Genomic DNA, 22,899 nt, shown 5'->3' with positions numbered 1-22,899 from the left:
GGGGATTGACCGTGTCACTACTAGATATGGACTCAATTTCAGGACAGAAAATTACCAAAGCTAAAATCTGGGCCATTGCAAACCAGAAGGGTGGCGTGGGTAAAACCACGACGACCGTCAATCTGGCAACGGCTTTGGCTGCCTGTAAAAAGAAGGTCCTGATCATTGATCTCGACCCTCAGGGGAATGCCAGTACCGGGCTTGGCGTGAAGGTCGATGCGCGAAAGCAGAGCATCTATCAGGTCATGATTGAAGGTTTGCCGATACAGCAGGCGATACATTCAACGGATGTACCCAGGATGCATGTGATCACATCCGGGGTAGAACTTTCTGGCGCGGAGCTGGAGCTGGTCAATGCATCGGAGCGGGAGTTCCGCCTGGCCAATGCTATTGGTCCTCTTCTGGATATTTTTGACTATATCCTGATCGACTGTCCTCCAGCTCTTGGTTTGTTGACTCTGAATGCCCTGGTTGCTTCCGATGCTGTTCTGGTTCCCCTGCAGACCGAGTTTTATGCCCTCGAAGGTTTGTCTCATCTTCTCCGGACGATTGACCGGGTGAAGAGGGGGCTGAATCGTCGGTTGGAGATTCAAGGCGTTGTGTTGACTATGTATGATCGCCGCAACAATTTGTGTGAAATGGTCGCTGCTGATGTTCGTGCTTTTTTGGGTGAAAAGGTATTTACCACGGTGATTCCGCGGAACGTCCGGGTTTCTGAAGCACCATCTCACGGCAAACCGGTCTTGCTCTATGATGTTGCCTGTGCCGGTTCACAGGCCTATATCAAACTGGCAGGAGAAATTCTCAAAAAGGAACGGGCAGCTGAAGCTGCGGTTGCCTGATAGATTTTATGGTATTCAGTCGTTGTTTCCCTTTTATCGGGAGCCTGCAAGGCAGGTAAAAACACGATGGTGGTTATGAGAGGGTAGAGTCTTGGTGGATCAACAGGAAAAACGGACTAATCTTGGCCGCGGACTTGCTGCTCTTTTTGGTGATGAGACAGAAGATTACGCATCGCTTGATAAGGTACGTTCAACCAAACAGGTGCCGATTGAGCATATTCACCCCAATGCCAAGCAGCCGCGTCGCCATTTTGATGCGGATGCGCTGACGTCTCTGGCCGAATCCATTGCCCAATCGGGTTTGTTACAGCCGATTCTGGTGCGTCGGCACCCTGTCCATAATGCCGAATACGAAATTGTTGCGGGGGAGCGCCGCTGGCGGGCTTCACAGCAGGCTAAGCTGCATGAAGTTCCAGTGGTTATCCGGGATTTTAACGACGCGGAAGTTCTCCAGGTCGCGATTATCGAGAACGTTCAGCGCCAGGACCTTACACCGATAGAAGAAGCCACCAGCTATCGTCGTCTGATGGATGAGTTTGGTCATAAGCAGGATGATGTGGCCAAGATCATTGGCAAAAGCCGTAGTCATATTGCCAATATGCTTCGTTTGCTTACGCTTCCCGAAGATGTCCAGGAGCTGCTCGAGAAGGGAGATCTGAGTGCTGGCCATGCCAGAGCTCTCGTTGGCGCGGATGATCCGACCCATCTGGCGGAACAGATTACATCGCGTGGGCTTTCTGTCCGCGAGACCGAGCGTTTGGCCAGGGCGCTGAAAAAAGAGCTTTCTGGCCCCACAGCGGCTCCGGCGCAGAAAAGCATTGCCGGTTCGATCAAACCCCGTTCAGCGCCGGGGGCTGACAAGGATGCTGATACGTTGGCTCTGGAGAGGGATCTCTCCAATATGTTGGGTTTGACTGTTTCTATCGATTTCCACGGGCAGGGTGGCTCCCTGAAGATCGCCTATGACACCCTGGAGCAGCTTGATGATGTATTGCATCGCTTGACCCAGGCCTCAGCTGCAAAATAGCTTTCTGATCGAGCCGGGTCTCTTGCCTCGGTCTCCACAAGCAACTGGTTTTAGTTTTAACGGGTGCGGGCTGGTGACTTGGCTGTCAGTTCCAGCAGGGTGCGGGCACAGAGGGTTTCCGAGGGCGCACCGGTTTTTTTGCAGGCAGCTTCTGTTTCCATCAGCTGGGCCAGGGCTTTTGTCAGGGCGAGGAGCGACCATTTTCGGGCCTGCAGTTTAAACGCATCCGCAGCTTTCCAGAAGAGAGGCGGACGCAGGCTGCCGAGAGCCTTGTCGAGAGGGACAGACTGTGCCGTCAATCCCGAGACCAGATGCAGCCGTTGAAAATATCTTGAAACCGCTCTGAGAATGGTGATCGGATTCTGATGTTCCTGCTGGGCGCGCAGCAGTTGTTTTTCCAGCTCGTCGATTTTTCCCGAGGCAACGGCCGCGGCAAGATCATCCAGTGCAAGACCGGCGGTATCTCCGACACAAACAACAACATCTGCCAGGGTAATTTTCCCGGAATTTATTCCTTTGTAGAGACATAATTTCTGCACTTCTCGGCGCGTTAAACGTCGATCGGTACCAAGATTTTGCACGAGGAAGGCGAGAGCGTCGTTTTCAATAAATAATCCTTCATTTTCAATGATTTGGCGAATCACGCCAGGCAGGGTTTTTTCGTCATCCTTGTAGCAGGGCAGGGCGGCGGCCTGTTTGCTGTCTTCGAAAATTTTCCGCAGCTTGGAACGGGCAGGCAGATCCCCTCCCTCCACAACAATTAACGCATCCCCTGCCGGACTTTCAAAATAGTCCTTGAACAGATTTGCCAGCAGGTCCGTGGCGGACTTTACCCGGATTACTTTCCTCCCGCCCATCATAGAGAGCGCGGCTGCTTCATCTGCGAGCAGGGCAGGATCTTTTTTCAGTTGATCATTTTCAAGATCAACAACCCGAAAGGGATCTCGGGGATCTTCGACAACACTTTTGAGGAGGTTCAGGCAACGTTCCTGGACAAGCCCTTCATCGGGACCATAAACCAGAACGGCCCGACAAACCGGGTCCGGAGACCTAGAAAAAGCATCACCCCTGTTTGCCGCCACCTTCAATTTTTTGTCCCGCTTTATATCACCGACGTTTTTCTATACCCACCAGGATTATTGTGCCCGGTTCAGATAAGCCCCGACCTGCAAGGCCATGTCGTTTGAGATCTGCCGCAAGACACGCTTACGCGTTGTCTCTTCAGCAACNAGTGTGGCATAGGGATCATTGAGTTTGTCGTAACTTCCGGTTGATCGCGCTTTTGCACTGAGGACCGTTTTACCGCTGGTAATCTCGACCAGATAATATTGTACTTCGATCCCAAGATTGGTTCTGGAAGCCGTATTATCGAGCCGTACAGCAAGGTTTTTCTCTGTTTCGGTGATTGTGGCCTTGAGGCTGTAAAGCGGCTCTCTCGGTTGTCCTAAGGGATTGATCCGGTCTCTTAACAGATTATGAAGTATCTGTCCGGGCCGATCGGGAAGGGGATCAATCCGGACTGCGTGTAATTGCTGATAAGCAGATTCACCTGTCGTAGTATCCTTGCGGTAAACAGGCTGAAAGCCGCAAGCAGACAGCCAGAGCATCAGGCTGATAAGTCCAGAATATATCGGGGCGCTTTTCATTGTTGACCTTTGGCGGCAGGAAGACATCGGTTTATACGACAATATTGACGATCCGGTTTTTTACAATGATCACTTTGCGGACCTGTTTGTCCCCAATGGATCGGATGACAGCTTCTTCTGCCATAGCAACGGCCTTGATTGTGTCATCATCTGCGTCAGTTGCAATGTTAATTGTTGCTCTGAGCTTGCCGTTGACCTGTACTGGAAGATTGATGTTCTGGTCTTTGATCAGATTTTCGTCAAACTCTGGCCAGGCCTTGTCAACGATCATCTCGCTGTAGCCCAGCTGTTGCCAAAGTTCTTCCGCAAGGTGAGGCATCATCGGTGAAACAAGGCTTACAAGTGTTTCCAGAGCATCCCGCATCACCCATTTGTCGGAGCTGTCACTTGTCTTGAACTGGCCGATGCTATTGGTCAGTTCATAAATTTTTGCAACCGCTGCATTAAAGCGGAAAGATTCGATGTTCTCACTGATAGCAGCGATTGCCTTATGTACTGTCCGGTGCAGCTCCAGGGCATTGTCACTAAAGCTTACTGGCTTTGGCGTACCAGCAGGCGGCAGTTCGTCGATCTGACCCGTTACCAGGCGCCAGAGCCTTTGGGTAAAGCGCCAGGACCCCTCAATCCCGGATTCCGTCCATTCCATATCTCGATCAGGGGGACTGTCGGAAAGCATGAAAAACCGGGCTGTATCTGAACCATAACTGCTCAATATGTCGGCCGGATCAATCGTGTTCTTCTTGGACTTGCTCATCTTGATCGAGGGCCCGACCGTGACAGCTTTTCCATCAAGTGTCTCAAATTCGCCCTTATCGTTTTTCTCTATTTCCTCAGGCGACAGCCACTTTCCTTCAGCGTCCTGATAGGTTTCATGACAGATCATGCCTTGTGTAAAGAGACCTTTAAAGGGTTCCTTGACGCCGAGGTAACCACACTTGTTCAGCCCCCGGGTAAAAAAGCGGGAGTAGAGCAGATGAAGAACCGCATGTTCAATACCGCCGATGTATTGGTCAACAGGTAACCAGTAGTCGACTTCCTCCCGGGTGAAGGCATTCTCGTCCCGTGGTGAGCAGAAGCGGGCAAAATACCAGGAAGATTCCATAAAGGTATCAAAGGTATCAGTTTCCCGTTCGGCGGCCTTGCCACAGGAAGGGCAGGAGGTGTGTTTCCAGGTCGGGTGATGCGCAATGGGGTTGCCGGGTTTGTCGAAGGATACGTCCTCAGGGAGTTCGATTGGTAGGCTTTCTTCCGGTGCGGGAACCGCGCCACAGTCCTGACAATAGATAATAGGGATCGGACAGCCCCAATAGCGCTGTCGTGATACACCCCAGTCCCTGAGGCGGAACTGGACTGTTCCTTTGCCTTGGCCGCTTTTTTCCAGTTCAGCAATGGCGGCCAGTTTCGCCTCTTCTATTTCCTTGCCGTCCAGAAAGCGCGAATTGATAATTGTTCCGTTGCCTGTATAGGCTTCCCCAGTGATCTCAAAGGCTTCGATTGCCTGATCAGCAGGCAAGACAACCGGAGTAACCGATAGGCCATATTTCCGGGCAAAATCGAGGTCTCGCTGGTCGTGGGCCGGGCAGCCAAAAATCGCGCCAGTACCATAGTCCATCAGGACAAAGTTTGCGACATAAACCGGGAGTTCAATTGATGAATCAAAGGGATGCAGAACACGCAGTCCTGTATCAAAACCTTTCTTCTCGGCTTTCTCGACCGCTTCTTCACTGGTGCCCATCTTGTTACAGTCGGCAATAAACTGTTTTAGGGCCGGATTGTCGCTGGACAGTTGATCTGCGAGCGGATGATTGGGGGAGAGGGCACAGAAGGAAGCGCCAAAAAGGGTATCCGGACGGGTTGTATAGACTTCGATGGTTTCTTCCTGAGTGTCCTTGATCTTGAAAAAGACCCTGGCGCCTTCAGACCGGCCAATCCAGTTGCTCTGCATGGTCCTGACTTTTTCAGGCCAACGATCAAGCGTTTCAATTCCCTCAAGAAGATCATCAGCGAAATCTGTGATTTTGAAAAACCACTGGCTCAGTTTGCGCTTTTCAACTTCCGCACCAGAGCGCCAGCCCTTGCCATCGATCACCTGTTCGTTGGCGAGGACGGTTTGATCTACCGGGTCCCAATTGACCCAGGATTCCTTGCGTTCAACCAGGCCGACCTTGAGAAAATCGAGAAACATTTTCTGTTCATGTTTGTAGTATTGCGGGTGGCAGGTGGCAATTTCCCGATCCCAGTCAATAGACAAACCCATTGATTTCAGCTGTTCACGCATCACAGCTATATTTTCATAGGTCCACTTGCCGGGATGAACACCCCGGGCCATGGCGGCATTTTCTGCAGGTAAACCAAAAGCATCCCAGCCCATGGGATGGAGAACGTTGAATCCCTTTGCCTTTTTATAGCGGGCAATAACATCACCAATAGTATAATTCCGGACGTGTCCCATGTGGATTCGTCCCGATGGATAGGGAAACATTTCAAGTACATAGTACTTTGGCTTGTCGGTATTGGCTTCGACTGCAAAACAGTTCTTGTCGGTCCAGGCCTTTTGCCACTTTGTTTCTGTTTCCTTGGCGTTGTAACGGGTCATCATTCTCAAATTTTCTTTAAAGGCCCTGTAAAAGGGGATCGTGAATTAAAGAAGGCCACAGCTGGTGATGAAGATCAAACCAGTACCGTGGCCTTTCAAGCTTGGAAACTCTGGGCCTCGCGGGAAGGCAGGTAATTTGTCTTATTCGCTTGAGGCGATACGGAGCTGACGGGCGCGGGTCAGGATGGCATCTTCCAGCTCGCTTCCGGTTTTTGGGTCTACTTTGGCATCAATCCAGCCGCCTGTTACATCACGGCGCTGTTTGAAAACGGAAGCCCGTACACCATCAGCGCGCAGTTCCTGGCCAAGGATGAAGACGTTGACCTTGAAACGTTCTGCCTGTGACTCATCCGGGCTGTACCAATCTGTAATTATTACGCCGCCAAAAGGATCAGCAGAGGCCAGTGGCATAAAGGCAATAGTATCAAGGGAGGCGCGCCAGAGGAACGAGTTCACCCCGATTCCGGCACCGCTGTCTTGAGGTTTACTATCATCACCTCCAAGAATATTCAGGCCACCTTCACCACCAAGGAGCGACCCCCCTGTCTGTTTATAATATTTGTCTGATTCATGTTCAATTTTTTTATCCTGCCCCTGTAAGCCACAGGCGGAAATAGCAAAAAGTACAGGAAAAATGGCAAGATATCGAGAAGCAAAACTCTTGGATGACATGAACGTTTCTTCCGAAGCGATTTCAACAGGCACTATAGCTAACACAAAAAAACAGGCAAAAAAATACTGCCGAAGCTAAAATTAGCTCCGGCAGCATCTTTTTAAATATTCTTGTAGAGTTTCTAAAAATTAGAAGCTTACGAGAACACCAGTCTGTGCGGATGTAAAATCGCCAGAACCACCTTCGTAGTCACCAGTGATCGCAGAACCGTATACAGCAAGACCAGGAGCAACTTCGTACTGAACACCAGCAGAGATAGCCTGGTTTTCTACGTCAGTGCCACCAGAGTTGGCTTCTGTTTCAGACCAAACACCAGCAACTGCGAACAACCATGGGCCAGTTGTGTAGCTGATACCAGCGTCTACAGAGTTCTGGTTATCAAACAGTTTGTCGCCATCTTCGTAAGTGTAACCAGCACCAACTTTAAAGCCAGCATAACCAACATTGAAACCAACACCTGCGCCCCAGAACTGGCTATCGTTCTGTGTCAAGTTTGCTGTGTTTCCACCGTGATCAGCCCAAACGCCAGCTGCACCAACATCAAGAGTGAAGTCATTGAATGTACCAGAGTAGTTCAAACCAGCTTCAATTGACTGTTCAAAAGCGGCCTGGTCAACAGCAGCTGTTGTTACGCTGTTACCCTGATCTCCATCAGGAGCATAAGAAACAGCAGCTTTGAAGCCGTTGAAAGATGGTGTGTAGTAGGTGATTTTTGTTGCATCTGAAGTATCAGCGACATCAGCAGCTGTATCGGCGCCGGATCCATTAACAGCAGAACCGGTAGGGTTGTCGATCATGCCATATGTCAGGCCAACGTCAGCACCGCCAACGAAAAGGTTGTTTGCTGCACCGTCTTGGTCACCAAGTTCAACGCGACCAAATTCGCTTTCGAGCCAGATGTAGTTTTCATCAACGTTGTTAGTTGCACCCTGGTCAGTTTCCAGCTCGATAACCAAACCATACTTCAGGCCATTGTCTGCAGTGTTGGATGCAGAAACCTTGATTTCAGAGTTAGTGTTGAAATCATGGCCGTTGTTCGTTGGAGCATTGTCAGCATCTGTAGAAGAAGCGTGAAACTGTGTGAACACATTGAAGTTGATTGCGCCGTCTTCAGCAAAAGCTGGAGCGGATACTGCAGCAGCTGCAACGATGGCAGAGCTAGCGAGTAGAATTTTTTTCATTTCGATCTCCAAAAGATTAACTAAGGAGAGGAATTCCCCCCTCAAATTTAGTGTGCCCAGATAACACCCTTTTTTTATCTATTTCAAGCGCTCTTGATCAAGGTTTGTTGTTTTGGAGTATCACTGTGTCACTTATGCAACAATTTTATTGTGAAATACAGGATTTCTGCGGAAAGCTCAGCTGTTGCCTCAACAGAGGATAAACTGATAAGAATGCTTTATAACAGAATTTGGTTCGGAAACCCGTATAAATCAGCCGGGCTACTTTACCATAAAATACGAAAATAACCTTGCGGAGTTATATCCCTTATGCCCGGAATCTTGTGGTTAGCGTCTTACCCAAAATCAGGCAACACCTGGATGAGGACATTTTTGGCCAATCTTATCGCGGATTCCAAAGAACCCTTGCCTGTGAATAAAGTCAGTGAAATTTGTTCTGGCGAGGCTAATCCTATGTGGTATGGGCCAGCATTTAAAAAACCTCTTGATCAGGTGTCAAAGCAGGAAATAGCAGATGTAAGAGTGGAAATTCAGATAGAGCTTTCCAGAAGAAGTAAAAACGTACTGATCTTGAAGACACATAATTGTCTTGGGGAATATCTAGGCAAACCATTGATTGCAATGAACGCAACCGGGGCAGCAATTTACATTGTTCGCGACCCTAGGGATGTTGCTATTTCTGCTGCTGACCACTTTGGTGTCAGTATTGATGAGTCAATAGAAATTCTGGCTAAAGAAACTTCAAAATCTGATCGGGCTATATATGAAGTCTATAACAGCTGGTCCAATCATGTGAAATCCTGGACGCAGATTCCCCATAAAACGCTGATGGTTTATCGGTATGAAGACTTGCTGGAGAAACCGGAAGAAACCTTCGGGGCTATTTCTCGCAAGCTTGGTATTACCAAGGATGAGGCACGAATCCAGCGCGCGATTACCCATTCGTCTTTTAAAGTTCTACAAAAAATTGAAGAAGAAGAAGGTTTTACGGAGAAGTCTAGAAATAGTGAGCGATTTTTCCGTGCCGGGAAATCAGGTCAATGGCAATCAGTTCTGACAGATAAACAGGTCAAGCAGATTGAAAAAGACCATGGAGCGCAGATGAAGAAATTCGGTTACCTCTAAGGGCAATCGGCATGATTATTAAATCGGAACAGTGAGCAGGTAATGGTGTCTATCAAGGAAAACCTGAATAATATTGGAAAACAGGTTAAAGCAGCTCAAGAAGCATCCCTTATGAATAAGGGGCCTGTTACTCTTGTTGCTGTGAGCAAGACCAACCCTGCCGAAGCGGTGCTGGAGGCCTATGAGGCTGGACAGAGGGTTTTTGGAGAGAACAGGGTTCAGGAAGCGCTGGCCAAATTCAAGCCCTTGAAAGTAGAGAAGCCTGATATTGTCTTGCACCTTATCGGCCCGCTGCAAACCAATAAATGCAGTGAGGCTGTTGCCCTCTTTGATGTGATTCAGACAATAGACCGGATCAAGCTTGTGGATTCTCTGGTCAAGGAAATGTCAAAGCAGGATCGGTTTATCCCCTGTTATATCCAGGTTAATACAGGTGAGGAGAGTCAGAAAGCCGGGGTAATGCCTGCTGATTTAAAGGCATTGCTGGATCACTGCCGAACTGTAAAGCTGCCGGTTATCGGATTGATGTGTATCCCCCCTGTTGATGAAGAAGCTGCCTTGCACTTTTCCTTTCTCTACAAACTGGCTGAAGAATATGGTTTGTCCCGGTTGTCCATGGGCATGACTGGGGATTTTGAAACGGCAATTCGTTTCGGGGCGACGGATGTCCGGGTAGGATCTGGAATCTTTGGCGAACGGGATTACTCGGAACAGGCCTGAATTTCTGATAATTTGTATCTGACCGTTTAAGAATTGAGCGGAGATTATCAATACTCTGCTCTTCTTTCTCCTAAAGGCAGTCTTCGAGGTTACGGCAATTTTCAATCCTTTCAGGGTTGCGGACAGGCATCAGGTAACGCCCCATCAGGCCAACTGTTTCCCTGAATTTTTCACTGTCAGGCCTTTCCCATATGCGGGCCCGAATACTGGAAAGCCGGGTATTTCCTCTGCAGAAAGCAGCAATAACGACGCCTGTATGCTGTTCTGCCAGAGTTATTTCCCGGGCGTAATCAGGATAACAGAGTCTGTCTTCGTTTTTGTTTTCTGGTGAGTTGAGTACCCAGCGAAGCTCATAGCCCTCGTTTGCGACAAGATCGGGTGCTGCACTGTAGTGGGCAACAAACCACCGCGGACCATATTGCTCGAGTCCCGCGACGATTGCGGCAGCAGAGGCCGCTACCTGCTGATCTGTATCTCCCCCTGATGATGTCTGGGGCAACACGACGATTTTTATTGGTGAATTATTGGCAGCAAGAAGGGCGTCACCGGGCATATAAGCGGCATATTCTGGGGTTCTTATGTGGGTGAAGCCGGCAACTGAACTACAGGCTGATACCATCAATAAAAGAACAAATGCGATATTTAATCGGATAATCATGCCTTTAATCCTGCTGTACCCTGTCAATAACAACACGAAGAGATGAATTGTCAGTGATCAGGGGCAATAGCTCAAGCAGATGGTCGCGGGCAAGCGCAATACAGCCTTCGGTCAGGGTAAGACCCGGTTTTGCTATATGCAAAAAGATAGCTGAACCTTTGCCCTTTACCACGGGATCATCATTATATCCAAGAATGATGATGAGATCATAAACGTTTTCCTGGTCCCGCCAGAGCAATTCATGACCAGCATCGTAAGGGATAATGACGGGTTTGTTATAATAGGCGTCTTGTGGATCGTCACACCAGCCATCTCGCTGACTTAAGGGGGAACAGACGAGATTATCAATAAAACTGCTGCGTTCTTCCTGGGTGATACGATCGGCACGAAAGAGCAGAGATCTGACTTTCCAGCTTCCGACAGGTGTTTTTCCATCACCCTCAACTTTTTGGTCGGGATGAACAGTGCCGTTTTTGCCAATAGCACAAGGCCAGGAACGGTTGCCGCAATGAAGAGACCACGACTTGGCAGTCTGTTTTACAGTGATGTCCATTTTTACTCTTTAAGAACCTGGTTATCGTCCAGAATTATTCCGAGGAATATGGCGGAAAGATACAGATCCAGGTGAACTTGTCGAGCAGGATTTCAAGAGGGTATCTTTGCAGAGTACCTATTGGGATTTCATTTCCTGATATTTATCCAGCCCCTGCAGGATAGACTGGGCTATATCGGACTGTGCTGCAGTACTGATCTGGGCGGTTTCGTTAACTGTAGGCTTTTTCGGTTGTGGCAGGAATTGAGGTGCCGCTGTATCTATTGTTTCTGGTGTGGCCGGGACGACTGGTTTCGACCCTGTGTCTGCTGTCTTGCCTGAATAAGGCTGAATTTGTGGAGCAATAGCAACATTACCAGAGGTCAAAGAAAACCATTTACCGGGTTTTCCAGCTGAATTCTGAAGGGGTGGAGCCGTGTTGAGAGCAATTTGCGGTGCGGCAGAATCACTTGTTTCAGTTGAACTCGAATGTCCCTTTAGATCGTGGAAAATTGCTGATAATGCTGCTTTTCCTTCCAATTTTTCGCCGTTGTTAGTGTTTCCGGAAATGCTTGACGCGCCGTTGGGCAAGGGCGTGGGGGCAGGGGGAACAACTGCAGCCAGCTGAGTGAAAATCAGGGCTTCAGAACCTGTGAGTTTGGTTTCTGCAAGTGGGTTATTTGAGGTAAAGGATGCTGCATCGGCAGATGCGACCTGGGAAGAAGGTGTTTCTGTCTCGTCACCGATCAGAGAGGCTATAATGTTTTCTCCGATATCTTTGCCTGTTGTCTCTTCCGTCATGACATTGGCAATGGCCGAGACAAATCCCAGAGGGCCGCCATACATCATGCCACCAAATATACGGGCAGGAGCCTGAATTTCGTCGCCTGTAATTTCGCGGTATATGCTTGAAATCACAGGAATATGTTGTAGCGGGTTTATGATATCCAGGAAATCTAGAAACCCGAACTCGGGTTTTTCTTCTGTAACATCTTCGATAGCTTGGGGCTCATTGAGCGGGAGCAAGGCATCTTCCTGGGGGGAACTGAAAGCAGAGAGCTGGGTTGCGAAGTTATGATCGGAAGCTGGATTTTGTGTGAATTTGTCAGGAAGAGGCTTTCTGTTCGTTGATGTGGTAACAGCTTGCGCAGCAGCCGGGATTTCCCGAACTGATTTTGTCCCTTGCTGGGCGTAGAGCTGATCCATCATGGTATTGGCACTTTCGCGAACACAACAAACTGTCTTGTTGTCATCTACGCAATATTCAGGCCAGAACGTGAATTGAAGACGAAATGATTAAATGTGATTTATTTCAATTGGTTAGACTTGATCTGATTTGAGTTTTATAATCTGTCATTACGAAACAGAGGCAATAATTGCCGGAGTTTCTATTCAGAGAGAAATTCTCTGCCTATCAATTCTCTGCCTAACAGGGACGTTGACTGATCGATTTTACTCATCAAATTTTTGGTCAAATTTCTGGGTCAAATTTTGAGGTCAAATAGGACTGACCCAATGTGATTGTGAGTTTCTACAGAGTGTGACCAAAGCGCAGAGCTTTGGTTTTCAGATAAAAATCGTTATGACCGTTTGAAGGGAAGTGGTGAGGCACTGTCTCGACAACTTCTATTCCACTTTCGACCAGGGCTGTTACCTTTTCCGGGTTGTTGGTCAGAAGTCTGACCTCGTTAAACCCGAGCTGGCGTAACATTTCTGCTGCAGGCGTATAGATCCGTTCGTCAGGATCAAATCCGACCAGTTCATTGGCATCCGAGGTATCTGCACCTCTGTCTTGCAGTTCGTAGGCGCGCAGCTTGTTCATCAGGCCGATGCCGCGGCCTTCTTGTGAAAGGTACAGGAGGATACCTCCTCCCGTTTCGTCCATGAGTTTGATCGCGCCGCGCAGCTGATCTCCACAGTCACAGCGCAAACTGCCCAGTAAATCGCCGGTAAAACATTCTGAATGCAGGCGGACCAGTGCGGGTTTTCCAGCTTCAGGATCGCCGATGATAAGAGCGAGGTGTTCGACGCCTCCTTCGCGGGGGCGGAAGGCAACAACGGTGGTTTTTTCTGCAACTTCAAGCGGGATCCGTGCCGAGGCAACTTTTTTCAGGCTATAGGCTGCAGTACTGCGATAGCTGGCAATATCTTCGGCAGAAACCATGAGAAGATTGTGCTCTTTTGCGATTTGGTCACAGCTGTTGTCAGGCAGATTCACAAAAAGTGCTGCTGGCAGAAGACTGGAAAGCTTGGCCAGAGCCACAGCATTTCTGGCAAGGACTTCGGGTACATCTGTTGTGAGGAAGTTGTCATGGCGCAGATTGATGCCCAGAGGATCGTGGACCGGGTCTGCCAGATAACTCACAGCATCCGGCGACATGTCATCCAGAGCAAAAGCAATAACTTCGGTCGTATCAATAAGAGGTGCTGCTTCTTTGATGCCGATTGCCGCAGCACGTCTGGCCGTCAAAAGCAAACAGGGTTCAGCATTGCCGATGAGCCGCAGATTGCCCAGAGCCTGCGGTGAAGCGGTCTCTGATGCTTGTATCAGTGCTGCATGGCCTTCTCCGCGCTGGATAATAACAGCTGCTCCCCGCCGCAATTCTGCAATTGCACGCTCAACTGCGGGTAATATCCTTGCGGCATTGGTTTCTAACGCTGGCACTGCCTTACTTTCTTGTCGGACTCGTTTATTCGGGTTTGCGGATACCTGTCCGGATATCGCTTGCTGTATTTAGGTAATTGCTCATAAATATTCCAGTCAGAACTGGTCAGATATCTAAATACTTTCTGGTCCTTATAGCAAAGCCTTTGGGTAGGAAAGAGTGAAATTGCGAAGCAAGACACGGATTCTGCGACGATATCAGACTGCTTTTCGGCTATAGATGTTTATTATAATCTAGCACTCTCCAGTACCAGCTTATCCTGTCTTGCTGACAATTTGAAAAGCCTTGAAAGATTAGATATTTGTTGAAAAATCCGCAGTCTGAACCTGAAACTTCAAGAATAATATACCGTCATCTGGATCAGGCAGGTCTGGATTTTCAGATGGATTTACGAAATTACACCCCTGGCAGTGCAGTCTATACAGAAGGGTGGATCGCAAGGGGAAGGGAGTATATTCGTCAAAACCCTCCAGCAATTACATTCCGCTATGGTGCCAGCGAGCGTCAGTCTCTTGATCTTTATCTGCCTCGAGGGCAACAGCCGACCAAAGGCTTTCCTGCAGTAGTTTTCATTCACGGAGGCTACTGGAAGTCTTTTGAGAAAGAAGATTTTTCTTTTTTGGCTGAAGCATGCCTGAATCAGGGAATTGCCTTTATTTCAATTGATTATGACCTGGCACCAGCGGTGACAGTTGATGTGATTGTGTCACAGGTACGCAAGGCTCTGACCCGTTTTCTCGATCATGCAGAAAAATGGCAAATTGATCCCGGCAGGCTGTTGTTATCGGGACATTCTGCGGGCGGGCACCTGGCGTTGATGGCCCTGTTGCATGACTGGGGCACTCTGGGGTATTCCGCGACACCCTTTAAAGCTGTGTTGTCATTATCCGGTCTTTATGATCTGGAAGCTGCGCGGCTTTGTCTGCATCGGGATATTCTCGGTATTACGGCAGAAGTGGTTGATAGCTGCAGCCCGCTTCGGCAACTTCGGGCTAATCCTACACCCTTGTTTTGTTTTGTAGGAGAGGGGGAGCCCGAAGAGTTCAAACTTCAGCAGCAAGAACTGGCTACAGCCTGGGTTACTATGGGTAACAGTGGTGTGTTTCAGCAGGCCGAGGGCTATAATCATTTTACCATTCTTGATTTGCTCAAGGAACTGTCTTCACCCAGGTTTCAAGGCTTGTTCACGCAGTTATAATTTTACTTCCTCAAGACTTGTGGCAGCTTGTCTTGAATGAGGACATATCGAATGTTATCTAAAAGAGAAGACGCTGCGAAAAGTGCAAAGCTGCAAAAGCTACGGTTTTGGGAATGATGTCCAGAAGAACAACCAAGGGGCCCATGGGATGACAGCAGCAACAGGTCGTAAAATTCTGCTTGTAGATGATGATGATGCACTGCGTTCATCACTAAGCGAGCAGCTGCGTCTCCATGAAGAGTTTGAGACGACAGAGGCCGTAAATGGTATGGAGGGCCTTCAGAAGGCCAAGGATGACTACTATGATGCCATCTTGCTGGATGTGGGGTTGCCAGACATGGATGGCCGAGAAGTTTGCCGTCTTATGCGCCGCGCTGCAGTGAAAAGTCCCATCATCATGCTGACAGCGGCTGAATCCGATGCGGATACGATCCTTGGACTGGATGCCGGAGCCAACGACTATATTACCAAGCCTTTTCGCCTGGGTGTTCTTCTGGCCCGCCTGCGGGCACAGCTTCGCCAACATGAACAGAGCGAGGATGCTGTCTTTACCATCGGGCCTTATACCTTTCAACCAAGCGGCAAGATCCTGATCGAGGGCGAAAGTCAGAAAAAAATCCGCCTTACTGAAAAGGAAACCTCTATTCTCAAATTCCTCTATCGGAAAGGATCTCAAGTTGTTGGCAGAGATACACTTTTGAATGAGGTTTGGGGCTATAACGCTGGCGTAACCACGCATACGCTTGAGACTCATGTCTATAGATTGCGGCAAAAGATTGAAATTGATCCATCGAATGCTCAGTTATTAGTAACCGAAACAGGTGGCTATCGGTTGGTTCCCTAAATTTTACCTGTTTCAAGACCGTCTGGAACAACCAGATGCTTTAGATCGGGTGATCTTGGGAAGAAAGTTGTGGAGCAGGAGATGACACGGCTTGAGTGAAAAGAACAATTTTTCAGTGCGATTTTGGGGTGTCAGAGGCTCTATACCCTGTCCCGAGAGCAGTCATAGCCGCTATGGAGGAAATACCTCCTGCGTTGAGGTGACTTGCGGGGATCGGCACTTTATCTTTGATGCAGGTACTGGCATTCGTTCACTGGGTCATAATATCTGTTGCGGCGGAGATCGTCAGCAGATTGACGTGTTCTTTTCCCATACACATCATGACCATATTATGGGGATGCCGTTTTTTGGTCCGAATTTTTTTCCAAACAACAAAGTGCGTCTATGGGCTGGACATCTTCTGGATCAGGGCAGCAATCTTCATGAAATTCTCTGTCGCTATATGGCAGAGCCGTTATTTCCTGTCCCGCCCAAGATTTTTTCGGCAAATGTGACGTTTCACGATTTCCATGCGGGGGAAATACTAGAACCGTATCCCGGATTAAAAATCAGAACAGCTCCCTTGAACCATCCGAATGGTGCCACGGCATATCGTCTGGATTATGATGGTCGCTCGTTGTGTTATGTCACCGATACCGAACATGTTCCGGGTCGACCAGATCGCCAGATCCTGGAATTGGTTTCCGGAGCGGACTGTATGATTTACGACAGCAGCTACACCGATGAGGAATTCCCCCGCTTCAAGGACTGGGGACACTCTACCTGGCAGGAAGGTGTTCGTTTATGTGAGCTGGCTGGAGTGAAGCAGTTGGTCGCTTTCCATCATGATCCTTGCCATGATGATTCTTTTCTGGATGCGCAAGCAGAGAAAGCTGAATCGGTTCGTCCGGGTACTGTATTTGCCAGTGAGGGCCTGATCCTTAATCTTTAACAATAAATTCAACACTGCTTTGGCGGGCTGGTTGTTTCATTCTGTTCAAATTCTGATCACGGAAAACTGACAGTTGTTTTGGTATCAGAAGTGTAGACTTGAGCTGGCAAAACCTCTAGCTGAAGAACAGGTAATGTTGTGAGAGGTTCCGGATCGATGAAGTGGTTAGCTCCTGTCAATGAAGACGCTTTGCCAGAACGTGTCCTGACGGCAATCCATGAACAGGAAGATCAGACCGAACGGCTGATTGGCTGGATTCAGCTGGCAGTCGTATCAATTTTTGGCAGCCTTTATCTGGTTTCTCCGAAGACTTTCAATGCGGATGTTACCTTTGCGCCGGTGCCCTGGGCTCTGGGTATTTATCTTGGCTTGACTCTTATCCGTATCGTCTGGGCTTACAAGTATCACCTGCCAGACTGGTCGCTGGCTGTTTCTGCCTTTTTTGACATGACTTTATTGATGGTGCTGATCTGGAGTTTCCACATCCAGTATGCTCAGCCTCCCAGCTTTTATCTCAAGGCCCCAACTCTGCTTTATGTGTTTATTTTTATTGCGATACGGGCGTTACGATTTGAAGCGAAATTTGTAATAATTGCAGGGCTGCTGGCGGCAGCTGGCTGGGGGATTATGATCCTCTATGTCACCATGATTGATTCAATGGATTCGATGATCACGCGGGATTACGTTCACTACATGACGTCGAACTCTATTTTGCTGGGAGCAGAATTCGACAAGATTATCTCGATCCTGATTGTCACCTTTATCCTTGCCCTGGCTTTGACGAGAGCCCGGCGTCTGCTGATAAACTCTGTTGCGGAAAAACAGGCTGCAGCAGAGCTTTCGCGGTTTTTTTCTCCCGAAGTAGCTGCCCGGATTACCCACTCGGCTGACAAGATTGTGGTTGGAAGTGCCGAGCGCCGTGAGGCTGCAATCATGAATCTGGATATGCGGGGCTTTACCCGCCTTGCCGGGAAAGAATCTCCCGAGGTTGTTATGAGTACACTGGCGGAATACCAGCAGCTTTGTGTGCCGATTATTCAAAAACATGGCGGCAGTATCGACAAGTTTATGGGAGACGGCATCATGGCGACCTTTGGCGCCTCTGAAGCTTCAGAAACCTATGCAGCCGATGCTATGAGAGCGATGGATGAGGTGATGCAGGCGACTCTGCAGTGGCGTAAATCCGGGGCAAAGGGCGTTCCCCTGGTCAATGGCTCTGTTGCCGTTGGCACGGTTCTTTTTGGCGCAGTCGGGGATGATACACGACTGGAATATACCGTGATTGGTGATGCGGTAAATATTTCTGCGAAGCTTGAGAAGCACAACAAGGAAATCGGTGTCAGGGCACTGGCAGATCAAGGGGCCTTTGACCGGGCTTTGTCGCAGGGGTATCAACCACCTCTGGAACGACGGCAGCTCAGCCACAACGAGGTTGAAGGCCTTTCGCAAAACCTGTCTCTCGTTGTGTTGGCTGATTAGAACTCTTGCCCTGAAAGTCTTTATTTGTACGGGTCCGCAGCGTCGCGGAGGCCATCCCCAAGAAAATTATAACAAAGTACGACCAGTATCACGGGTTGAACTGGGAGTAACAGCCAGGGATAGAGAACGACCGAGTTAATGTTCTGGGCTTCGTTTAGCAGAACACCCCAGGAGGTAATCGGTGCGCGCAGCCCCAATCCAAGGAAGGAAAGGCTGGTTTCGCCGAGGATCATCATCGGAACTGCGAGTGTGGCCGAGGCAATCAGGTGGCTGCTGAACGAGGGCAGGAGGTGGCGACCGATTACGCGAGCATGAGAGGCTCCCATCAGCTGTGCAGCAGTAGTGAAGTCCTCTTCGCGGAGGCTGAGGAGCTTTGAACGAACCGCACGTGCCAGACCGGGCCAGTCAAGAAATCCCTGAATGATCGAGATACCAAAGAAAACGCCAAGTGGACTCCAGGTTACTGGCAAAAGAGCAGAAAGTGTCATGAAGAGCGGCAGACTGGGGAAGGATTTGAGGATCTCCACAGCACGCAAAACAAGATTGTCTACCATTCCGCCAAAATAACCTGCCAGGCCGCCAAAAAAAGTTCCCAGTACAAAGGAAATCGTGACACCGATCAAACCAATGGTCAGGGAAATTCTGGATCCGTAAATAATCCGGCTGAATACATCACGGCCCAGGCGGTCTGTGCCCCAGAGAAACAAGGTGCCGCCTTCATCTGGACAAATAAAATGGAAATTTCCCTGAATCAGACCCCAGAATTCATAATCCTGCTTGCTCTGGCAAAAGAACTGTAATTTCTGGATTTTAGCCGGATTGGGTGTGTACTCCCGCTTCAGATTATCCATATTGAGTTTGTAATCAAAACCATAAACAAACGGCCCGACAAAATCGCCTTCATGGAACAGATGAACAACCTGTGGCGGGGCATAGATGTGGTCAATTTCTCTGTTATGCAGGCTATAAGGGGCAACCAGCTCAGCCAGAAGAGCCACAATATACATGCAGAGCAGGATGATGCCGGAATAGAGCGCCAATTTGTGTTTGCGGAATTTCCACCACATTATCTGCCACTGCGATGCAGTGTAATAGCGCTCTTGCTGAGGGGTGAGCTTGCTGATGGTCTGAGGATCAAAAGCAGCAGAGCTTACAAAATGCTCCAGGTTGTTTTTTGGGTTACTGGTCATTTTACAGCTCCTCCTCCAAGCCTGATCCTCGGATCAATTGCTGCAAGTATCAGATCAGACAGGAATACACCAAGAACGACCAGACTGGATTCTATGATCAGAAAAGATCCAGCCAGATACATATCCTGAGAGAGCAGGGCGTTGACCAGCATGGGCCCCGTTGTCTCCAGGCCCATCACAACGGCAACAAGAACAGAACCGGATAACAGATCAGGCAGGATGGAGCCGATATCAGCAATAAAGGGATTGATTGCCAGTCTGAGGGGATATTTGATCAGGATTTTCAAAGGGGAAAGCCCTTTGGCTTTGGCTGTAATAACATATTGTTTCTGGAGTTCATCCAGCATGTTGGCCCGAAGTCGGCGGATCATTCCGGCTGTCCCTGAAGTTCCAATAACCACAACCGGTACCCAGAGATGTTCCAGTACAGAGAGGAACTTGTCCAGACTCCAGGGCTGGCCGATGTACTGGGGATCCATTAATCCCCCGATGGAGGTGCCGAACCAGACGTTGGCGAAGTAGAGCAGAATCAAAGCCAGGAGAAAGTTTGGGGTGGCGAGGCCGATAAAGCCGACAAAACTGAATACATAGTCGCCAAGAGAGTACTGTTTTACTGCGGTATAGATCCCTATGGGAAAGGACATGACATAGGTAAAGAGAGTTGCAGCAAAGGCGAGGATAATGGTCAGCGTTATCCGGTCTCCAATAACTTCGGTAACGGGCAATTCATGCTCGAAAGAGTACCCCAGATCGCCTTGTAATAATCCGGCAACCCAACTCAAGTACTGCAGGTATGCTGGTTTATCCAGGCCGTATTCCTGACGCAGGTATTCGATTTTTGCCTGATCGACATTCTCTCCCTGAGCCTGCATTTCAGCTATCTGGGTTTCCAGGAAATCCCCAGGTGGAAGCTGGATCAGGGTAAAGATAATCACGGAGATCACGAGCAGGGTCGGAATCATCGCCAGCAGGCGATTGATGATATAACCGAGCATTACACCATCTCCGTTTCTCTGTGAGATTGCAGCAGGCTTTCAGCCCCTTTGAATGCCCTGACATAATGGCCCTGGCCGAGATGGATCATTTCCATTTGGTTACTGTGACTCTCGGTATAGGGTTCAGGCCAGTCTGCTGGGTTGGAAGCTTTGCCTTCCATCAGGTCGCGCAGGTCCAGTGGATGATCAAGATCGGGCTCTGGTACAGCAGACAGCAGGGCGCGGGTATAGGGATGAACTGGATTTTTGAACAGCAGGTGCTTGGGGGCTGTTTCAACCAGCCTGCCCTGGCACATGACCATGATCCGGTCGGCCACGTAATCGATCACAGCCAGGTTATGGCTGATAAAGATGTAGGTCAGACCCAGAGCTTCCTTTAGATCCTTGAGCAGGTTGAGGACCTGGGCCTGAATCGAAACATCCAGAGCAGAAACCGGTTCGTCACAGATCAACAGATCGGGTTGCAGGGCCAATGCGCGCGCAATACCAATTCTCTGTCGTTGCCCGCCAGAGAAGGAATGAGGATATCTGTTGATGTGCATCGGAGCCAGGCCGACGACATCCATCAATTTTTCCACCATGTCCCGGCGCTGGGCCTTGTCTGTCATGCCGTGGATAAAGAGAGGCTCTCCGATAAGTTCCTGCACGGTCATCCGGGGATTGAGCGAGCTGTAAGGATCCTGAAACATAAACTGGACCCGTTCCCGGAACTTGAAGAGCGCATTTTTTTCGAGCGCTAAAACATCAGTAAGACTGTTGTCCTGTTCCCTGAAGGTGATCGATCCAGTATCTGGTTTCAGGGCGCGCATGATAATTTTTGACAGGGTTGTTTTGCCACAACCACTTTCCCCGACCAACCCCAGACATTCGCCGCGACGGACAAAAAAACTGATGTCATCAACTGCGAGGACCTTTTCTTCCGTGGTCCGGGAAAACATGCCTCCCTTTTTAATCGAAAAAGCCTTGCTGATGTTTTTCACTTCAAGCAGCGGTGGATCGTCATCGCAAATAACCCGCCGATCCCGCTTTGCCATGAGAATCGGGTTGTCTGGATGATGTTTAATCTCGCGGATGGGCTTCAGTCGCTCCCCTGGTTTCATATCAAACCGGGGGACAGCTTCGAGCAAGGCTTTGAGATAGGGATGTTTCGGGTTTCGGAAGATATCGTCTGCGGTACCGCTTTCCATGATCTCGCCGTGGTACATCACGACAACTTCATCGGCCATATTGGCAACGACACCCAGATCGTGGGTGATCATCAGGACAGACATTTCAAGCTCAAGCTGCAGGTCCTTGATCAGTTTCAGGATCTGCGCCTGTATCGTGACATCCAGGGCTGTGGTTGGTTCATCCGCGATCAGGAGAACGGGGTGACAGACGAGAGCCATGGCGATAACAGCCCGCTGACGCAGACCACCGGAAAGCTCAAAGGGAAAAGTTTTAGCCGCGCGTTCGGGGTTGGGAAAGCCAACCAGTTTCAGAATGTCAGTGGTAAGTGCCATTCCCTCCGCTTTGTTGACATCGCGGTGAAGTTCAAGCGCTTCACAGATCTGGTTGCCAACGGTATGAACCGGGGAAAGTGAGGTCATGGGTTCCTGGAAAACCATGGAGATCCGGCCCCCGCGGATTTGTCGCATCCGGGCACTGTCAGGATCAAGTTTGGCCAGGTCGATGATCGTGCCGGGAGTCTGCGGATCGGCAAAAAGGATTTCGCCGTCCGAGATCCGCGCTGCACGGGGAAGAATTCCCATGATGGCCTGGCTGACAACGGATTTGCCGGAACCAGATTCACCAACCAGTGCGACGGTTTTTCCCTTGGGGATGCGAAAGGACACTCCCCTGACAGCATTCAGCTCACCTTCGGGCAGCCTGAAGGAAACCCGAAGGTTCTTGATCTTAAGCAAATCACTCACGGTTTAAACTCTGGCCCCACTGTTCGTTCCCCGTATCCCCGAGCTTTATATGTTGCTGGCTTTGTTTTATTTCTGCCCGGGTTTTAAAAATCCGGACTCAAGTGAGTCCGGTTTTGGGCTATGTCCCTCTGGATCAAATCCCATATCTAGCATATTACCAACGGTGTGGGGGTCAAGCAGGGGTTTGTGATGTTTCATGATCTGTGTAGAGCACCAAACCAGATAGCGAAATCCACAGAGCCCTGAATCGCAGGAAATTTTTCCCTTTTTCCCTTTTAAAACAAGGCGGATGACCCCTTTTTCTTTCTGGGATGAGCTTTGATGCTTTTCCCGGTTTGTCCCGGAACTTTCCTCTCCCTTTTTTGAAGGGCGCCCGTAATAGCGCAGGTCAATTTCCTCAATGTCATCCCAGCGCAGTTTCTGGCGAGAGAAAGCGCGTATTTCCACTCCTTCCTGATCAAGCAGGATTCTGGTGATCTGCTGTTTGTAATTCTGTATCCCGTAAAATCCAAACAGCAGAAAAATGCTGCCGAAGAGGATTTGGGAAAACAGATTTTCAGCTCCATAAAACAAACCTGTTAAACCGATCAGCACCCCCGTAAGGGTTTTCAGGTAATCCCAGATAATATCAAAAAGAGGATAGCGAAGAGTTTGCGGGAAAACGGTTTCCATAATCAACCTTG

20 protein-coding genes are annotated in these 22,899 nt (G+C 49.3%); 8 read left to right on the top strand and 12 right to left on the bottom strand.

The genetic code is table 11. The features are described from left to right. Positions 1-26 precede the first annotated feature (26 nt). Positions 27-842: a ParA family protein gene (locus B152_RS0100555; RefSeq protein ID WP_020590416.1), complete on the top strand. Its 816-nt coding sequence runs from the start codon at positions 27-29 to the stop codon at positions 840-842. 94 nt (positions 843-936) lie between these two features. Beyond that, positions 937-1,869: a ParB/RepB/Spo0J family partition protein gene (locus B152_RS0100550; RefSeq protein WP_342664227.1), complete on the top strand. Its 933-nt coding sequence runs from the start codon at positions 937-939 to the stop codon at positions 1,867-1,869. A gap of 56 nt (positions 1,870-1,925) precedes the next feature. Here the strand turns inward: B152_RS0100550 and holA are convergent, their stop codons facing one another. From holA to B152_RS0100525, 4 genes are all read right to left on the bottom strand, one after another. Next, on the bottom strand, positions 1,926-2,951 hold the full coding sequence (holA, locus tag B152_RS0100545) for a DNA polymerase III subunit delta (protein ID WP_157230761.1): 1,026 nt from the start codon (positions 2,949-2,951) through the stop codon (positions 1,926-1,928). 595 nt (positions 2,952-3,546) lie between these two features. Then, entirely contained in the window at positions 3,547-6,111 is a 2,565-nt protein-coding gene (leuS, locus tag B152_RS0100535; RefSeq protein ID WP_026261150.1) for a leucine--tRNA ligase, read from the bottom strand. Positions 6,112-6,252: 141 nt separating this feature from the next. Continuing rightward, the gene (locus tag B152_RS0100530) at positions 6,253-6,783 is read right to left on the bottom strand and encodes a DUF3576 domain-containing protein (RefSeq protein WP_020590411.1); all 531 of its coding nucleotides are present in this window, start codon (positions 6,781-6,783) and stop codon (positions 6,253-6,255) included. 129 nt (positions 6,784-6,912) lie between these two features. Further along, positions 6,913-7,965 carry a porin gene (locus tag B152_RS0100525; protein ID WP_020590410.1) on the bottom strand — a complete coding sequence of 351 codons (1,053 nt, stop codon included), beginning with the start codon at positions 7,963-7,965 and terminating at the stop codon, positions 6,913-6,915. 309 nt (positions 7,966-8,274) lie between these two features. Between B152_RS0100525 and B152_RS0100520 the strand changes: the two genes are divergently transcribed. After that, positions 8,275-9,090 carry a sulfotransferase domain-containing protein gene (locus B152_RS0100520; protein WP_026261148.1) on the top strand — a complete coding sequence of 272 codons (816 nt, stop codon included), beginning with the start codon at positions 8,275-8,277 and terminating at the stop codon, positions 9,088-9,090. 42 nt (positions 9,091-9,132) lie between these two features. Continuing rightward, positions 9,133-9,810 (top strand): YggS family pyridoxal phosphate-dependent enzyme, encoded by a 678-nt coding sequence (locus B152_RS0100515; RefSeq protein ID WP_020590408.1) that lies wholly within the window; start codon positions 9,133-9,135, stop codon positions 9,808-9,810. A gap of 70 nt (positions 9,811-9,880) precedes the next feature. On the opposite strand, the gene B152_RS0100510 is transcribed toward B152_RS0100515, so the two are convergent. The 4 genes from B152_RS0100510 to ribA all read right to left on the bottom strand — a co-directional run bounded on the left by B152_RS0100510 (position 9,881) and on the right by ribA (position 13,665). Next, complete coding sequence (locus B152_RS0100510; RefSeq protein WP_020590407.1) at positions 9,881-10,468, bottom strand: hypothetical protein; 588 nt, start codon at positions 10,466-10,468, stop codon at positions 9,881-9,883. A 4-nt stretch (positions 10,469-10,472) separates the two neighbouring features. Continuing rightward, complete coding sequence (locus B152_RS0100505; RefSeq protein ID WP_020590406.1) at positions 10,473-11,021, bottom strand: L,D-transpeptidase family protein; 549 nt, start codon at positions 11,019-11,021, stop codon at positions 10,473-10,475. 117 nt (positions 11,022-11,138) lie between these two features. Next, positions 11,139-12,209 carry a hypothetical protein gene (locus B152_RS24815; RefSeq protein WP_020590405.1) on the bottom strand — a complete coding sequence of 357 codons (1,071 nt, stop codon included), beginning with the start codon at positions 12,207-12,209 and terminating at the stop codon, positions 11,139-11,141. 322 nt (positions 12,210-12,531) lie between these two features. Continuing rightward, the gene (gene ribA / locus B152_RS0100495) at positions 12,532-13,665 is read right to left on the bottom strand and encodes a GTP cyclohydrolase II (protein ID WP_020590404.1); all 1,134 of its coding nucleotides are present in this window, start codon (positions 13,663-13,665) and stop codon (positions 12,532-12,534) included. 383 nt (positions 13,666-14,048) lie between these two features. On the opposite strand from ribA, the gene B152_RS24810 reads away from it, so the two are divergent. The 4 genes from B152_RS24810 (at position 14,049) to B152_RS0100470 (ending at position 18,118) form a co-directional block, all read left to right on the top strand. Further along, the gene (locus B152_RS24810; protein WP_157230759.1) at positions 14,049-14,864 is read left to right on the top strand and encodes an alpha/beta hydrolase; all 816 of its coding nucleotides are present in this window, start codon (positions 14,049-14,051) and stop codon (positions 14,862-14,864) included. Positions 14,865-15,012: 148 nt separating this feature from the next. Next, positions 15,013-15,708, top strand: a complete 696-nt coding sequence (locus tag B152_RS0100480; RefSeq protein ID WP_020590402.1) for a response regulator transcription factor — start codon at positions 15,013-15,015, stop codon at positions 15,706-15,708. 91 nt (positions 15,709-15,799) lie between these two features. Beyond that, entirely contained in the window at positions 15,800-16,639 is an 840-nt protein-coding gene (locus B152_RS0100475; RefSeq protein WP_033405408.1) for an MBL fold metallo-hydrolase, read from the top strand. Between the two features lie 156 nt (positions 16,640-16,795). Next, entirely contained in the window at positions 16,796-18,118 is a 1,323-nt protein-coding gene (locus tag B152_RS0100470) for an adenylate/guanylate cyclase domain-containing protein (protein ID WP_020590400.1), read from the top strand. 20 nt (positions 18,119-18,138) lie between these two features. Here B152_RS0100470 and B152_RS0100465 read toward each other — a convergent pair whose 3' ends face one another. From B152_RS0100465 to B152_RS0100450, 4 genes are all read right to left on the bottom strand, one after another. Next, on the bottom strand, positions 18,139-19,308 hold the full coding sequence (locus B152_RS0100465) for an ABC transporter permease (protein ID WP_020590399.1): 1,170 nt from the start codon (positions 19,306-19,308) through the stop codon (positions 18,139-18,141). After that, a complete protein-coding gene (locus B152_RS0100460; RefSeq protein ID WP_020590398.1) occupies positions 19,305-20,303 on the bottom strand; it encodes an ABC transporter permease in 999 nt (332 codons plus the stop codon). The genes B152_RS0100465 and B152_RS0100460 overlap by 4 nt, the downstream gene beginning before the upstream one ends. After that, positions 20,303-22,216, bottom strand: coding sequence for an ABC transporter ATP-binding protein (locus B152_RS0100455; protein WP_020590397.1), 1,914 nt, complete (start codon positions 22,214-22,216; stop codon positions 20,303-20,305). Before B152_RS0100455 ends, B152_RS0100460 begins: the two co-directional genes overlap by 1 nt. A 66-nt stretch (positions 22,217-22,282) precedes the next feature. Then, entirely contained in the window at positions 22,283-22,888 is a 606-nt protein-coding gene (locus B152_RS0100450) for a PH domain-containing protein (RefSeq protein WP_020590396.1), read from the bottom strand. Positions 22,889-22,899: the final 11 nt, after the last annotated feature.

The organism is Kiloniella laminariae DSM 19542 (genome assembly GCF_000374005.1).
Classification (GTDB): domain Bacteria; phylum Pseudomonadota; class Alphaproteobacteria; order Kiloniellales; family Kiloniellaceae; genus Kiloniella; species Kiloniella laminariae.
Note: the sequence above shows the minus strand (reverse complement) of the source record. Positions and strands in the feature narration are given on the sequence as shown.

Excerpts from the sequence above, each read along its gene's own strand:
- B152_RS0100460 (WP_020590398.1), bottom strand. The coding sequence starts at position 20,303 with ATGCTCGGTTATATCATCAATCGCCTGCTGGCGATGATTCCGACCCTG.
- B152_RS0100520 (WP_026261148.1), top strand. The coding sequence starts at position 8,275 with ATGCCCGGAATCTTGTGGTTAGCGTCTTACCCAAAATCAGGCAACACC.
- B152_RS0100505 (WP_020590406.1), bottom strand. The coding sequence starts at position 11,021 with ATGGACATCACTGTAAAACAGACTGCCAAGTCGTGGTCTCTTCATTGC.
- B152_RS0100515 (WP_020590408.1), top strand. The coding sequence starts at position 9,133 with ATGGTGTCTATCAAGGAAAACCTGAATAATATTGGAAAACAGGTTAAA.
- B152_RS0100530 (WP_020590411.1), bottom strand. The coding sequence starts at position 6,783 with ATGTCATCCAAGAGTTTTGCTTCTCGATATCTTGCCATTTTTCCTGTA.
- B152_RS24810 (WP_157230759.1), top strand. The coding sequence starts at position 14,049 with ATGGATTTACGAAATTACACCCCTGGCAGTGCAGTCTATACAGAAGGG.
- B152_RS0100465 (WP_020590399.1), bottom strand. The coding sequence starts at position 19,308 with ATGACCAGTAACCCAAAAAACAACCTGGAGCATTTTGTAAGCTCTGCT.
- B152_RS0100510 (WP_020590407.1), bottom strand. The coding sequence starts at position 10,468 with ATGATTATCCGATTAAATATCGCATTTGTTCTTTTATTGATGGTATCA.
- B152_RS0100525 (WP_020590410.1), bottom strand. The coding sequence starts at position 7,965 with ATGAAAAAAATTCTACTCGCTAGCTCTGCCATCGTTGCAGCTGCTGCA.
- leuS (WP_026261150.1), bottom strand. The coding sequence starts at position 6,111 with ATGACCCGTTACAACGCCAAGGAAACAGAAACAAAGTGGCAAAAGGCC.
- B152_RS0100470 (WP_020590400.1), top strand. The coding sequence starts at position 16,796 with ATGAAGTGGTTAGCTCCTGTCAATGAAGACGCTTTGCCAGAACGTGTC.
- B152_RS0100555 (WP_020590416.1), top strand. The coding sequence starts at position 27 with ATGGACTCAATTTCAGGACAGAAAATTACCAAAGCTAAAATCTGGGCC.
- B152_RS24815 (WP_020590405.1), bottom strand. The coding sequence starts at position 12,209 with ATGATGGATCAGCTCTACGCCCAGCAAGGGACAAAATCAGTTCGGGAA.
- B152_RS0100480 (WP_020590402.1), top strand. The coding sequence starts at position 15,013 with ATGACAGCAGCAACAGGTCGTAAAATTCTGCTTGTAGATGATGATGAT.
- B152_RS0100450 (WP_020590396.1), bottom strand. The coding sequence starts at position 22,888 with ATGGAAACCGTTTTCCCGCAAACTCTTCGCTATCCTCTTTTTGATATT.